The sequence below is a fragment of the Streptomyces sp. Wb2n-11 genome (assembly GCF_001049855.1).
Taxonomy (GTDB): Bacteria; Actinomycetota; Actinomycetes; order Streptomycetales; family Streptomycetaceae; genus Streptomyces; species Streptomyces altiplanensis.
The window spans coordinates 160,942-175,229 of the sequence record NZ_CVPB01000005.1 but is presented as its reverse complement, the minus strand read 5'-3'; the positions used below and the strand labels follow the sequence as shown (position 1 = coordinate 175,229).

Here is a 14,288-nt window from a genome sequence, read left to right as displayed (position 1 = left end):
AAGGGGCGACCGTGACGACAGAGCTCAGCACGCGAGTACCGGCCGGACCGGTGGGCGCACCGGCCGGATCGGTGGACGACCTGGTCGGGCGGACGCCGCTGCTCGACGTGCCCCTGCCCGGACTGGGCACGTCGGTGCGGCTGCTGGCCAAGCTGGAGGCGGCCAACCCGCTGTCCAGCGTGAAGGACCGAGCCGCGCTGTTCATGATGCGGGCGGCCGAGGAGGCCGGGCTGCTGCCGCCGACCGGCGGCACCGTCGTCGAGTGCTCGTCGGGCAGCACCGGCATCTCGCTGGCCGCGCTGTGCGCCCGGCGCGGTCACCGCTGCGTCATCGTGATGCCCGACAACGCCACCGAGGAACGCCGCCTGATCCTGCGCGAGCTGGGCGCCGAGGTGCGCCTCGTGCCGGCCGGGGACGGGCTGATGGCCGCCTGGGCGTACGCCGAGGAACTGCAGCGGACCATGCCCGGATCGTGGGTGCCGCACCAGGACCGCAACCCGGCCAATCCGGCGGCGCACTACGCGACCACCGGACCGGAGATCTGGCAGGCCCTCGGCGACCGGATCGACGTGCTGGTGTGCGGGGTCGGCACCGGCGGCACCCTCACCGGCACCGCCCGCTACCTGAAGGAGCGCACCGCGTTGCACGTGGTGGCTGTTGAACCGGCCCGCAGCGCCGTGCTGTCCGGCGGCGAGGCCGGGCCGCACGGCATTCCCGGCATCGGCGCCGGATACATATCCGAGATCACCGACCTGTCCCTGGTGGACGAGGTCGTCGCGGTCACCGACGAGGCGGCCGCGGCGACCACCCGGGAGGTCACCCGCGCCACCGGCGTGCCCGTCGGCGTCTCCTCCGGGGCCGCCGCCTGGGCAGCCCGTACTGTGACCGCCCGCTCCCGCTGGGCGGGCGCGACGGTCGTCACCGTATTCCCCGACAGCGGGGAGCGCTACCTGTCGACGGCCCGCTGATCCGTCGTCTCCTCACGAAAGACAGGCAGACATGTGTCGGATCTTCGGTTACTTCAACGCGGCGGCGACGCCGCACGAGATGCGCGCCGTCGCCGCCCTCCAGCGGCACGGGGGTCCGGACGCCGCCCGGATCGCGCGGGCCCCCGGCTGGGGCCTCGGCAGCAACCGGCTCGCCGTCGTCGACCTGGACGGCGGCGAGCAGCCGTACGGGCGGGACGGCCAGGTGCGGGTCGTGTTCAACGGCGAGATCTACAACCACGAGGAGCTGCGCGCCCGCCTGACGGAGCGCGGCCACCACTTCCCCGACCGCTGTGACGGCTCGGTGCTGCCCGCCCTGTACCTGGAGTACGGCGAGGATTTCACCGACCACCTCGACGGCATGTACGCGCTGGCGCTGGTCGACGAGCGCGGCCCGGCGCCGCGGCTGCTGCTCGCCACCGACCACATCGGGATGAAGCCGCTGTACCTGCGCTGGGACGCGGCGGAGCATTCCCTGCGCTTCTCCTCCGAACTGCCCGCGCTGCTGGGCTTCGGCGGGACCGCCGCCCAGGTGCGGGAGTCGGCGCTCGACGCTTACCTGACGACCAGGACGCCGTTCGGTACGCGGACCGTGTACCGGGACGTGGACGTCCTTCAGCCGGGGACCACCTGGGTGTGCGAGCTCGGCGGCACCCCGCGGGTGCGGCGGCGGCCCGCCGATCTGACCGAGGGGCCGGTGCCGGACGGCTTCACCGCAGCCCGGCTGGCGCGCAGGACGCTGCGCACGGAGGTGGGCCGGCTGCTCGTCGCGGACGTGCCGGTGGCCATGATCACCTCCGGCGGCCTGGACTCGAGCCTGGTGACGGCGCTCGCCGCCGAGCGGGGGCCGGTGGACACCTTCAACATCGCCTACCGGGGGACGTGGCCGTTCGACGAGCGGCACTTCGCGCGGGAGGTCGCCGAGCGAGCCGGGGCGACGCACCACCAGGTGGAGATCGACCCGGCGGACTTCCCCACGCTCCTCCAGGACACGGCGTGGCATCTGGGCCAGCCGAACGCCGACCCGATCGCACTGAGCACGTACGCACTGTTCCGGGCCGTGCGCGAGGCCGGTTTCACGGTGGCGCTGACCGGTGACGCCGCCGATGAGGTATTCGGCGGGTACGAGCGGATGCGGGTGGCCGCCGAGCGGTCCGCCGCGGGCGAGGAGTGGTCGGCGGGGTACCTGGACGCGCTGTCCGCCGCCCCGGCCGCGTTGCGGGCGCGCCTGTACACCGCCGACTACCGGGCCCATGTCGCGGCCGATCCGGCGCTGCCCGCCGGTGTCCTGGCCGAGCTGCTCCACGGCCCCGGCACGGTCCTGGACCGAATCACCCGGTTCGAGCTGGAGCAGCGGCTGCCCGCCTACCACCTGCGCCGGGTCGACCACTTGAGCATGGCCTCCTCGGTGGAGGCGCGGGTGCCGTTCTGTCAGCGGTCGGTGGTCGCGCTCGGCCGGGGGCTCGCGGACCACCAGCGGATCCAGGGCGGACAGGTGAAGCGGACGCTGTACGGAGCGGCGGCGGGGCTGTTGCCGGAGCGGGTGCTCACCCGCCCGAAGCAGCCGTTCACGCTGCCGGTGACGGCGATGCTGCGGCCGGGTACCACGCTGTGGGAGCACGCCCGGGACCTGCTGGCCGTGGGCCGGCTCGCGGATCGGGGCCAGTTGGACGGCGCGGCGGTCGAGGCGCTCTTCGCGACGCAGGCCGAGCGGCCGGACGACGGCGTCGCGCTCGCACTGTGGGCGCTGCTCGCCTACGAGGTGTGGCATGAGCAGTTCCGCCGCCCCGTGGCCCTCCCCGGGATCACACCGGTGGTGCCGGACGGGCCGCGGACGCCGGCGGTGGCGGCGTGATCGGCCATCTCGCGTACGCGGCGGGCAGCCCCTGCCCCACCTTCGTGCTGGACGCCGGACGGCTGCCGCGGGACGACGATGCGCTGCTCGCGCACCTCGCCGAAGCCCGCCGCTACCTGGTGTCGGCGGGCGGCGCGCATGTGCTCAAAATCGCCTTGGTGGAGCCGTCCGCGCACCCGATGTTCGATCTGGACTACCGGTTCGTGCAGGCTCTGCCCGGCGCCCCCGACCGGTTCGATCTGCGGGGTTCGTGCGGTCATTCGGTCCTGTCGGCGGTGGTGGCCGCGGCCCGTTCGGGGATGCTGCCGCGGCTGGTGCCGGGGGCGCGGATCCGGGTCCAGGTGCTCAACAACGGCGACAGCGTGGTGTGCGAGGTCGACCGGGTGGAGCGGGACGGAGCCGCGTTCACGGTCACCTTCGTGCAGTCGGCGCCGGTGCCGTTCGGTGAACTGCTGCCCGCCGGGACGCCCCGTACACAGCTGGTGGCGGGTGCCGACCGGACCGAGGTGTCGCTGGTCGCGAGCGCCAACGCGTATGCCTTCGTGGACGCCCGCGAGCTCGGGGTGCCCGACCAGGCGGCGCTGTTCGACGCGGGCGACGAACTCCTCGGCCGGCTGGAGGCGTTGCGCGCGGCAGCGGCCGACCGACTGGGCTGGCCGTCCGACGGGGCCTTTCCGAAGATCGCCGCGGTGCTGCCCTCCGTGGACGGCGGGATCGCGGCCCGGGCCGTGACGGTGCCGGGCTGGCATCCCTCGATCGCGTTGACCGGAGTGGTGTGCCTGGGGACGGCTGTACGGATCCCGGGCACCGTGCCGTGGCGGATCGCCCGCGAGAACGGGGCCGACACGGGACTGCTGGAGATCGAGACGACGGGCGGCCGGACGGCCGTCACGGCGGTCACGGCGGCACCCGGCGCGGCCGGCGGCGAGGGCGCCCTGCTGTGGGCGACCGTCGCACGCAAGAGCGTCACCTTCCAGGGTTCGTTCGTCCTGACGCCCCTGAGCCATCTGCAATTCAAGGAGGTCGCCCAATGCCTGGCGTTGTCGGGGGCGGCATGAGACCGCTGTTGACGGCCGAGCTGCGCGCCCGGTTGTCCGAATCCGCCGACAAGACCGATCCGGCGGGTGAGCCGGACCGTCAGATGCTGGCCCAGCTGCGCTCGAGCGGTCTGCTCGGCACCGCCGTGCCGGTCCGGCACGGCGGTGCGGGCGGGGACGCGGTGGCGATCAACCGGGTCGTCGCGGAGATCGCCGCCGTCAATCCGTCGGTGGCGATCGTCGCATTCCAGCATTTCGCCGTGAGCGCCCGGATCGCCGAGTGGGGCACGGAGGAGCAGCGGGAGCGCTGGCTGCCGGAACTGGCCGACGGCAGCGTGCTGGCGGCCTCGGCGTGGAGCGAGACGGGTGCGGGGGCGGCGAAGCGGAACCTGTCGAGCACCGGGACGCGGCTTGCCGACGGCCGGTGGCAGCTGGACGGCTCGAAGGCGTTCGCGACCGGCGCCGGAATCGCCGACATCTATCTGGTGCTGGTGCGGACGGCCACCGAGGCGTCGCCGGTGATGCCGACCGGGTACGGGGCGGACGGGCAGACCTTCTTCCTGGTCGGGGCGGACACCCCGGGTGTGGTCCCGGAACTCGGTTTCGGGCTCGCCGGGATGCGCGGTTCGGCAACCGGCCTGGTCGCGCTGGACGGTTGTGTGGTCGCGGACGCCGACCGGCTCGGACCGATCGGCGGGGCCGCCTCGGTGATCGCCGGGGTGCGGGAGTCGGGCGCGAGCCTGGGCGCAGTGTCGGTGGGCATCGCCCAGGGCGCGTTCGACGTGGCCGTACAGCACGCGGAGCACCACGGGCTGCTCACGCTGCCGACCGTGCGGCACCGGCTGGTGGAGCTGGCGACCCGGCTCGAGGCAGCGCGGGCCATGGTGGACCGCGCGGGGGCACGGACCTCGGCCGATCCGGGCCTGACGACACTGCACAGCAAGCTGCACGCGAGCACGACGGCCGAGGAGATCTGCCTCGACGTGGCGCGAATGCTCGGCTCGGCCGGGTACCGCGACGGCGCGCGGATCGGACGGCTCCTGACCGACGCGCGGGGCATCGCGTTCATGGGTCCGACCAACGACCTGTGCCGGGAACTGGTGGCGGCGTCATGGACGGGCTGAGCACGGTGCCCGACCTCGTGGTCAGCGGTCGCAGGCTGGTGACCCCGGACGGGGTGCGCGCGGGCCACGTACTGATCGCCGATGGGCGGATCACCGCCGTGACCGGCGCCGACACCGCCCCGGCCCACGTCGAACGGATCGACGCGGGGGACCGCTACGTGCTGCCCGGCCTCATTGACTCCCACGTGCACTTCCGTACGCCGGGCCTGACCCACAAGGAGGACTGGGAGCACGGCAGCAGGGCGGCGGTGCGCGGTGGCGTCACCACCGTGATGGACATGCCGAACACGGTGCCGCCGACGCTCGACCCGGCCGCGGTGGCCGAGAAGGCCCGGCTGGTGGCCGGCCGTTCACTGGTGGACCTGCGTTTCCACATCGGACTTGACCCGGCCAGGCCTGAGCTGCTGGCGGAGCTCGACCCGGCGGTGGCGACGAGCGCGAAAGTGTTCATGGCGGGCCACCACACGGCACCGACGGTGGTGCGCGACCCAGTGGTGCTGGAAAGGGCGTTCGCCGCGGCGGCCGAGGGCGGGGTCCAGCTGGTCCTGCACGCCGAGGACGACGGCCTGTTCGCGCTGCTCGACGCCTGGTGGGGCGAGCCGGGCAGCTACCTGGAGTACGAGCGGCACCGCCCACGCACCGGCGGCATCGTCGCCGTCGCCAAGGTCATCGAACTGGTCCGGCGGTACGGCACCGCCGCGCACATTCTGCACTTGTCGAGCACCGAGGAGGCCGACCTGGTGTGCGCGGCGCGGGCCGCCGGATACCCGGTGACCTTCGAGGTCACCGGCCACCACCTGTCATTCACGGACCAAGACACCCGCAGGCTGGGGGCGCGCACCCGGCTTTCGCCCTCGATCCGCGGCCAGCTGGACCAGGACCGGCTGTGGCGGGCGCTGATCGAGGGGCAGGCCTCGACGCTGGGCAGCGACCACGCGCCGCACACCGTCGAGGACAAGACCCGCTCGGTCGCCGGTTCACCGCCGGGGCTGCCCGGCGTGCAGGAGCTGGCCGTCGCCGTGTGGACGGGGATGCGCCGCCGCCGTCCCGACGAGGATCCGGACGTGGCGGTGACCCGGCTGGTGCGGCATCTGTCCCGGCTGCCCGCCGAGTTGTTCCGGCTTCCTGGCAAGGGGCGGATCGCGCCGGGCGCCGACGCCGACCTGGTGGTCTTCGCGCCGGACACACCGTGGATGCTCTCGGCGCACGACGTGGAGAGCAGGTGCGGCTGGTCGGCCTACGAGGGCTGGACGTTCACCGGCCGGGTCGAGCGCACGCTGCGGGCCGGGCGGACCGTGTGGGACGCCGGGTCGGGGACGTTCGGCGCATACGACGGCCGGCTGCTCGGGACGGCCCCGGCCGCCGGCGACGTGGACCCCGAAGACACGAGCCTTCGGTCCGCGACGACCTGGGACACGACACCGACGGCGGCGTTCGCCGCGCGAGGGGAATGACATGACCAGAAGACGGTCCGTGGTGGTGGCGGGCGGCGGGATCGGAGGACTCGCGGCGGCCGCGGGCATGGCCGCACGCGGCCTCGACGTGACCGTCGTCGAACGGGCGGGACGGATCGGCGCAAGGGGCTCGGGGCTCGTCCTGTACCCCAACGGGGTACGCGCGGTCGACGCGCTGAGCGGCCGCCTCGGGGCCCGGATCCGTGACGTCGGGCACGTCACCCGGCGCGACGAGGTGCGGATCGTGATGGAGGCGGACGGCACGGTGCTCGCCGAGGAGCAAGTCGGCACATCGACGGCCGCGCCGGGGGCTCCGCAGATTCCGGTGCTGCGCACGGCGCTGCACCGGGCGCTGCTCGACGAGGCGTTCTCCGCCGGGGCCGCCGTCCGCCTCGCGACCGCGGTGACGGACTACGTCGCCGGGCCGGACCAGGTCACCGCGGTCCTCTCGGACGGGCACACCATCGACTGCGACGCGCTGATCGGCGCCGACGGCATCCACTCGGCGGTCCGGGCCCGGATGCTGGACGACGGGCCGCCGCACTACCGCGGCTACACCTCGGTGCGCGGCCGAACCAGTGGCTCGGCCCTCGGCGCGCGCGGGCACGTGGTCAACGGCCGTGGCATCCAGCTGTTCGTCGCTCCGGTCGGCGGTGACACCCTGTACTGGACCGCCAAGATCACCGCGCCGCCGGGGTGTGGCCCGCGCTGGGCCCGGAGGGCGCCCGGGCTGCGCTGCTCGGCGCCATGGACGGCTGGTACCCGCCGGTCGTCGCCCTGGTGCGCGAGGCCACCCCCGAGGACATCGTCGTCACCGACATCCACGATCGCGACCCGGTCGACGGCTGGGTCGACGGCCGGGTGGCGCTGCTCGGCGATGCCGCCCATCCGATGGTCCCGGCCCTCGGCCAGGGTGCCAACATGGCCCTCGAGGACGCGCTGGTGCTGTCCGAGGCGCTGGCCTCGGCCGCCGAGGTGCCCGACGCGCTCGCCTCCTACGCCCGCGAGCGCGCGCCGCGCGCCGGGGCTGTCGTCCTGGCCTCCCGTCGTCAGGGCTCCCTCGACCAAGGCGCCGACCGGGCGGCCGAGGAATGCCGCAATGCCCACGTGCGTTCCGCCGGCCGCAAGGACGTGGCGCTCACCGACGTCCTGGGCTGGCGGCCCAGGGTCCGGGGTCCCGAACGGACCGCCGGGCCGACCTCTTCGATGACCACCCTCCGTACGAAGAAAGGGACCTCCGCCATGTCCGCACCGCACATCGTCCTGATCAGCGGATCGCTGCGCCAGGGATCCACCTGCGACCGGGTGGCCGACTGGTGTGCCGAGCACTGCGCCGAGCAGGGCGCGTCCGCACGCGTGTTCACCGGCGCGGAGATCGACTTCCCGGCGTACCGGCCGGGCCTCGCCACCTCACACGCGGCGGTGGCCGGGTTCCTCGACGAGCTGCGGGCCGCCGACGGCATCGTCCTGGTGTCGCCGACCTACCACGCCACCGTCTCGGGGCTGCTGAAGAACGCCCTCGACTATGTCAACGACATCGGCGGTCCGGTGCCGTACCTGGAAGGGCGGCCGATCGGCACGGTCGCCGTCGGCGCGGCGGCGCAGGGCGCGGTCTCGACGCTGACGACGCTGCGAACGATCGGGCACGCGCTGCGGGGCTGGCCGACACCGGTGGGGGTGGCCGTCGACCGGGTGCCGGCGGCCGACACCACCGGTGGGGAGCCCGAGCCGGACGCGGCGCGGTTGCTGCAGATGGTGTCCCAGGTGGTGTGGCTGGGCGGTGCGCGCGCCGCCGACAGGAAGGCGGTCCTGGGAGCCGTCGCCTGAGTCGGTACGCGGGCGGGAAGAATCCCCGGCCGGAGGGCCGGGAGCGGCGGGAAAGCCGAAGAGAAGCACACAGAAGCGCAGAGAGAAGGAGAGGGTCGGATGTCATCGTCCTCCGAGTCCGGCGAGTTCCACCCCTTGCCGGCCCTGCTCGGGCCCGTCTGGCGTGACGCCAACGTCCGGTCGGGACCGTCCCTGGACAGCCCCGTGATCCGGCTGCTGCCGCCGGACACGGCTGTCGGTTACGAGGCCGAGGGCTGGTCACCGGGTGATGAGGTGGTGGAGGACCAGCACAGGGACGGGGTGATCACCAGCGCGGTCTGGTTCCGGCTGACGATCGGCGGCTGGTCCAGCGCGGTCAACTTCGAGCCGGAGACGGTCGCGGTGGTCCTGGCCGCCGCCGCACCCTCCCCGAGTGGGAGCCAGGCTCCCTGACGGGGGTTCGGGTGCGGCGGCGCCACGGACCACGCGACGTCGTCAGGCGACCGGTGCTCAGGCGAAGGTGATGCGCTGGCCGCCGCCGACGCCCTGGGAGTCGCCGAGGCCGACCTGGCAAGCGGTGACACCGCAGTCGACCGTGCCGGACGGGGTGCCCTGGGCGCCCTTCACGGCCTGGAAGACCTTGTGCACGGTGAACTGGGTGCTGAGCTTGCCCTGCGCGTCCGCGGTGATGTCCACCACGGTCGCCGGGTCACAGCCGTAGTCGCCGGAGGCGACGATCTCGCACTGGGCGACGTGGTAGACGACGCCCGGGGTCAGGCCGGTGCCGGTGACGGTCACCTTGGCGCCATCCGTGAGGCCACTGGCCGGGGTCACCGAGACCACCGGGGCCGCGGCCATCGCGGCGGGCTGGAAGGCGACGGCCAGGCCGGTGGCAAGGGCGGCGGTGGCGCCGACACGAGCGATGAGGCCGAGCTTGTTCTTGACGGACATGCGAGAACTCCAGGGTTCGAGGGAGAGGGAAGCGGCCGTTCCCGTTCCGGGCGGCCACCAATGAATCTAGTGACCTTGACGCCCCGTCACATCTTCCAGGTTGCTTCATGAAACCCACTCGGGCGACCCCGGTGGCGGGGTCGCGCCGGTCGCCGATCCGGATCCCGGCCAGCGCGTCGGCGAGCCGCGGGACCAGCGCGCGGACCTGCGAGCGGTGGACGAGGACGAGGTCGGTGCACAGACAGCCCTGGCCGGAGTTGTGCAGTCGGGCGTCGAGCACGGCGCGGCACACGGTGTCGGGGTCAGCGCCGGGTCCGACGACCACCGGGGTCGGGCCCGGAGCCGAAGGAGAGCAGCAGGGTCCCGGCCGGCAGCCGGGCGGCGACGGCAGCCCCGTTCTCCGGGCGGCCGGTGAAGACGACGGCGTCGGAGCGGGCGCGGTCGGTGAGGAACTCCTTCCGGGGACACGGGGTCATGACGATCCGTCCGGCGCCGAGCCGGCGCAGCGACGGGCCGAGGACCTCGTGGACGGCGAGCGCGGCGCGGGCGCCCCGGGCCGAGGGACGCAGCCGGAGCTCGTCGGTGCAGAGCGAAGGGACGACGCCGGACAGCACCTGGGAGTAGAGCAGGTTGTTCGACGGCAGGAAGGTGGCGAGGCGGGCGGGCCGCCGAGGAGAATTGCGGAGCAGTTCCCCGGGGACACCCGCCAACGCCCTCACCGAGCGCAGAAGTTCGTCACCCGCGGCCTGCGCGGTGGCGATTTCGGTGAGCACCGTGAGCAATTCGTGGCGGTTCCGTAGAAGTACGTCGATGAGCTTCGGAACGACGTCCTCCACAGCGGTGTGAACCGACGCCGGGGAAGTGGACGTTCGACCGTGGTGCCGCTGCGCGAGCGATGTGTCCGCGCTCGCTCCGGTGACGCCGCCGTGCACGCGATCACCCCTTCGTACCCGCTCTGGCCTTAGGGTTTGTTCGCCGAAGCGTCTCGTGGGCGGCGTCGACGCATCTCGGTTCGTGCTGCGTCCGGCCGTGTTCAATCATGGACAGGAGCACCAAGCATTCTCGGAGAAGAACGGCACAGCTCCGGCACGTAGCATCTCGAACTACGCCGGGCCCCCCCGTACCGGCGCCGGAATCCGGTCGGTCAGGAACAGGGAGGAGTGCTGTGAATACCGTTGAATTCCGTTCCACGGCATTCCTTTCACCGCCCGTACCGGATTCCGGGCCCCGCCCGGCGGGGGGCCGCCGCCGACAGCGGCCCGCCACGGGCTCCCGGACGCTCCGGCCCGACCGCCGGACCCGATTCCCCAAGGACGGGAGGCACCGATGACCCCGCACGGGCAGCTCACCGTCAGACGCCCGACCGACGTCCCGCCGGACAGCCTGGTCCACCTGATGCGCACACACGAGAAGAACCTCACCGGGGCAGCCACGTACACCCGCGAGGACGTACTCCGGACGATCGGGCACCCCGGCTACGAGGAGAACAGCTGGTGCCTGACCGGCCCCGGTGACGAAGTGATCGCCTGGGCGGCGCTGACCCCGCGCGGTGATGAGCTCGACGCCGTGCTGACCGCGCTGCCCGGCCGGCACGGCACGAGCGCGGCCCGCACGCTGCTGTGCCTGCTGCTGGACCGGGCCGACGAGCTCACGGCGGAGGACGGCAGACCGTACTCCGTCACCGTCGGCGACGTGTTGCACGGCGACGAGCTGGTCCCGGCCGTGCTGAAGGAGGCGGGTTTCGTCCGCGGTGCCACGACCGGTCAGTACGACATCGACCTGACGGCGGACGCGCTACCCATGGTGCTGCCCGACGGCGGTTCGGTGCGCGCGGCCGACCTCGACGACCCCGGTGCCCTCGCGGCCCTGCACACGCTGCATCTGCGCCGCGCGATCCGTGGCCCCAGGACCGAGGACGCGGCGCTCTTCGGCGCCGCGCTGCACCGGTCGCGGGACAACGGCGGAAAGGCGTTGTTCCTGGAAGTCTCCGAGCGTCCGGCCGGGCACGTCCTGACACAGGTGGCCGGGAGCGAGGGCCGGGTCCTGGAGGCCGCGGTCGCGCCGGCCTTCCGCGGGCTCGGCATCGGCCTTGCCCTGCTGACCGCCGGGCTCGCCGAACTGCGTGCCCGTGGCGCCGTACGCGCCCTGGCCACGCTGGAGACGGGCGACGTGCAGGGCGCCGAGGCGCTCGTGCCCGTCTTCGCCGTGACAGCTACGCGCGCCCTCACCCGTTTCCGGCTGAGCGGCACCTGAACCCCTCCGACGGACGCATATTGCGCCCGTCGGATGTCCGGCCACTGCGGGGACGCACTCCCGACCGAGTCCGTCCCGATGTCCGACACAACGATACCGACCCGCTCCCGCACCGGAAGACGCCCGCCGGGACTCGGCACTTCTTCGTGAAGTCGCCGCGCCTCGCGGGCCGTCGAACGGCGGCGGCCCCGTGTCGAGTCACCGACCAGGACCAGAACGGAGCCCCCGACATGACCCCCACCGGCGCGCCCGAGCGGCTGCTGATGGTGATGCCCTACAGCCAGTTCGTCCGCAAGGCCGCCGAGGCGGGCTTCGAGGTCTGGGCGATCTGGGACCCTTCGCTGCGCGATCGGGAGTACCTCGACGAGGTCGCCGAACACGCCCAGGAGCTGTTGCTCACCGACTTCTCCGACGAGGAGGGGCTGCGCGCCCTGATTGCCGCGACGGTCCGCCTGCACGGCATCGGCCACGTGCTGCACCTCGGTGCGGAGGAGTCGATGCCCCCGGCCTACGCCGAGGCCGAAGCGCTCGGCGTCTCGCCCAACCCGGCGGCCGCGATAGGAGTGCTCAACGACAAGGCCGCGATGCGCGGACTGCTCGCTGCCCACAATCTCTCGGCGGTGCGCTCGGTCTCCGTCGCGACTGCCGACGAGGTGCCCGGCGCGCTGGCCGGGCTGCCGCTGCCCCTGGTGGTCAAGCCCGCCCGCGCCTCCGGCAGCCGGGGCGTCGCGTTGATCCGCGACGCGGCCGACCTCGAGGAGTGGACGGAGCGGGTCACCGCGGCCGAACTGCCCGGCCCGTACCTGATCGAGGAGTACCTGCAGGGCCCCGAGTTCAGCGTGGAGACCCTCTCCGTCGACGGGGTGCACCACGTCATCGGCATCACCGCCAAGCACACCACCGGCGCGCCGTACTTCGTGGAGACCTCGCACGTCCACCCGGCACCGCTGGCCGACGCCGAGCGGGCCGCGATCCACGCGGTCGTCATCGGGCTGCTCGACCTGGCCGGCTACCGCTTCGGCCCGGCGCACACCGAGGTCGTTCTCACCGACCGGGGCCCGCGCGTCGTCGAGTCGCAGACCCGGCTGGGCGGCGACCGGATCCCGTTGCTCATCGAGACCGCCTCCGACTACGACATCGAGGCCGCGATCTTCCGGACGCTGGCCGGTGAGCCGGTCGAGCCGCCGCAGCCGAGGCACACCGCGTCCGTCGGCTTCTTCCTGCTGCCCGCCGGTGAGCTGCGGTCGGTCACCGGACTCGACGCGATCCGTGCCCTGCCCTACGTCCAGGCGCTGCACTTCCCCCACTCCCCCGGGGATGAGCTGCCGACCACCACCAACTCGTTCACTCGCCACGGCCATGTCGTCGTCGACGCCGAGTCGCCCGCCGAGGCCGCCGACCGGATCGCCCGGGTCCGCAGGCTGCTGCGCGTCGACGTCCGCGAGACCACTCTGGCCACCCCGAAGGGAACCCACCGATGAGTACCACCGAGCACACCGCGCCCGTCCCCGCCCCCGTCCCGGCCGCGCCCACCGGCCGGAAGACCGTGCTGCTGATCGGCGGCGTCGACGCCCATGTGGAGCGTTGCGCGGCGCTCGGCGTCACGATCGTGCTGATCCAGCACCCGGACAAGGTCACCGAGTACCAGACCCGCGCCGCCGATGTGCTGCTCGTCGTCGACTACACCGACTGGGACACCGTCCGGCCGTTCGCCGAGGCCGCCCGCGCCGTGTACGGCGTGGACGCCGTCGTGTCGCTGACCGAGCCCGGGGTGACCCCGGCGGGCCGCCTCGGCGACCTGTTCGGGCTGACCGACGGGCGGCGCCACGAGGTGAGCCGCCGGATGCGCGACAAGTCGCTGATGCGCCGGCACCTCGCCGAGAGCGGGCTTCCGGTGCCGCACGCCGAGCTCGTGGGGGGCCGGGATTCTCTGGACGCGTTCGGCGAGCGGGCGGGTTACCCGTTCATCGTCAAGCCGGTGTCCACCACAGCGGGTTTCGGGCTGCTGCGCGCGGAGAGCCGCGCGGACCTGGACCGGGTGTGGGCGCGGATCCAGGAGATGGACGGCGGCCGCACCGACCGCGGCTCCACCATGTTCACCGTCGACGGCTTCCTGATGGAGTCGTACATCGACGGGCCCGAGTTCAGCGTCGAGGCGCTGAGCTTCGCGGGCCGCCACGTCATCGTCGCCGTCACCGAGAAGCTGACCAGCGAGAAGCACTTCGCCGAGCTCGGGCACGCGGTGCCCGCACGGCTCGACGCGGACGGCCGGGCGGCACTGACCGGCGCGGTCGAGGAGTTCCTGACCGCGATGGGTGTCACCGACGGCCCCAGCCACACCGAGATCCGACTCTCCTCGCGCGGGCCCCTCGTCATCGAGTCGCACAACCGGCTGGGCGGCGACAACATCGTGGAGCTGGTCGAGGCCGCGTACGGCATCGACATGATCGCGTACGGCACGGCCTGGCCGCTGGGCCTGGTCGAGCCGCTCGCCGTCTCCCCCGAGCCGAGGGGCGCCGCGGTGATGCGCGCGGTGGTGCGGGAGCCGGGCACCGTGACCGCCGTCGCAGGCGTCGACGAGGTCAGGGCGCGACCCGACGTGCTCGCCGCGCAGGTCGACGTGGGACCCGGTGACACCGTCCGGCCACTGCGCGACAACTGGGACCGGCTCGGCAGTGTCGTGGTCACGGCCGCCGACACCGACAGCGCGGTCGCGCTCTGCGAGCGGCTGGTCCGCGAGTCCGTCCGGATCGACGTCGAACCGGCCGTCGCGGCGGCCCCGGCCCTGGCCGCCTGAACGACGGCCGCACCGAAAGGAGCCG

12 protein-coding genes and 2 pseudogenes are annotated in these 14,288 nt (G+C 73.3%); 11 read left to right on the top strand and 3 right to left on the bottom strand.

The window, feature by feature from the left end:
- Positions 1-11 precede the first annotated feature (11 nt).
- From BN1555_RS37125 to BN1555_RS37095, 8 genes and pseudogenes are all read left to right on the top strand, one after another.
- Entirely contained in the window at positions 12-968 is a 957-nt protein-coding gene (locus BN1555_RS37125; protein ID WP_176710382.1) for a PLP-dependent cysteine synthase family protein, read from the top strand.
- A 31-nt stretch (positions 969-999) separates the two neighbouring features.
- Positions 1,000-2,841, top strand: coding sequence for an asparagine synthase (glutamine-hydrolyzing) (asnB, locus tag BN1555_RS37120; protein ID WP_093804320.1), 1,842 nt, complete (start codon positions 1,000-1,002; stop codon positions 2,839-2,841).
- On the top strand, positions 2,838-3,899 hold the full coding sequence (locus BN1555_RS37115; protein ID WP_093804319.1) for a PrpF domain-containing protein: 1,062 nt from the start codon (positions 2,838-2,840) through the stop codon (positions 3,897-3,899). Before asnB ends, BN1555_RS37115 begins: the two co-directional genes overlap by 4 nt.
- Positions 3,872-5,002, top strand: a complete 1,131-nt coding sequence (locus tag BN1555_RS37110; protein ID WP_255306568.1) for an acyl-CoA dehydrogenase family protein — start codon at positions 3,872-3,874, stop codon at positions 5,000-5,002. Before BN1555_RS37115 ends, BN1555_RS37110 begins: the two co-directional genes overlap by 28 nt.
- On the top strand, positions 4,990-6,456 hold the full coding sequence (locus tag BN1555_RS37105; protein ID WP_093804317.1) for a dihydroorotase: 1,467 nt from the start codon (positions 4,990-4,992) through the stop codon (positions 6,454-6,456). The genes BN1555_RS37110 and BN1555_RS37105 overlap by 13 nt, the downstream gene beginning before the upstream one ends.
- Position 6,457: 1 nt before the next feature.
- Positions 6,458-6,916 (top strand): annotated as a pseudogene (locus BN1555_RS39780) (NAD(P)-binding protein); the annotation flags it as partial.
- Between the two features lie 236 nt (positions 6,917-7,152).
- A complete protein-coding gene (locus BN1555_RS41400; protein ID WP_304364564.1) occupies positions 7,153-8,283 on the top strand; it encodes an NAD(P)H-dependent oxidoreductase in 1,131 nt (376 codons plus the stop codon).
- A 99-nt stretch (positions 8,284-8,382) separates the two neighbouring features.
- Positions 8,383-8,715 (top strand): SH3 domain-containing protein, encoded by a 333-nt coding sequence (locus tag BN1555_RS37095; RefSeq protein WP_093804316.1) that lies wholly within the window; start codon positions 8,383-8,385, stop codon positions 8,713-8,715.
- A 57-nt stretch (positions 8,716-8,772) separates the two neighbouring features.
- Here the strand turns inward: BN1555_RS37095 and BN1555_RS37090 are convergent, their stop codons facing one another.
- The 3 genes and pseudogenes from BN1555_RS37090 to BN1555_RS37085 all read right to left on the bottom strand — a co-directional run bounded on the left by BN1555_RS37090 (position 8,773) and on the right by BN1555_RS37085 (position 10,049).
- Entirely contained in the window at positions 8,773-9,213 is a 441-nt protein-coding gene (locus tag BN1555_RS37090; RefSeq protein WP_093804315.1) for an enediyne antibiotic chromoprotein, read from the bottom strand.
- 184 nt (positions 9,214-9,397) lie between these two features.
- A pseudogene (locus BN1555_RS41860) lies at positions 9,398-9,493 on the bottom strand (hypothetical protein); the annotation flags it as partial.
- Positions 9,494-9,515: 22 nt separating this feature from the next.
- A complete protein-coding gene (locus tag BN1555_RS37085) occupies positions 9,516-10,049 on the bottom strand; it encodes a hypothetical protein (RefSeq protein WP_093804314.1) in 534 nt (177 codons plus the stop codon).
- 490 nt (positions 10,050-10,539) lie between these two features.
- On the opposite strand from BN1555_RS37085, the gene BN1555_RS37080 reads away from it, so the two are divergent.
- The 3 genes from BN1555_RS37080 to BN1555_RS37070 all read left to right on the top strand — a co-directional run bounded on the left by BN1555_RS37080 (position 10,540) and on the right by BN1555_RS37070 (position 14,263).
- Complete coding sequence (locus BN1555_RS37080; RefSeq protein ID WP_093804313.1) at positions 10,540-11,466, top strand: GNAT family N-acetyltransferase; 927 nt, start codon at positions 10,540-10,542, stop codon at positions 11,464-11,466.
- A gap of 230 nt (positions 11,467-11,696) precedes the next feature.
- Entirely contained in the window at positions 11,697-12,947 is a 1,251-nt protein-coding gene (locus BN1555_RS37075; protein ID WP_093804312.1) for an ATP-grasp domain-containing protein, read from the top strand.
- Positions 12,944-14,263, top strand: coding sequence for an ATP-grasp domain-containing protein (locus tag BN1555_RS37070; RefSeq protein WP_093804311.1), 1,320 nt, complete (start codon positions 12,944-12,946; stop codon positions 14,261-14,263). The genes BN1555_RS37075 and BN1555_RS37070 overlap by 4 nt, the downstream gene beginning before the upstream one ends.
- Positions 14,264-14,288: the final 25 nt, after the last annotated feature.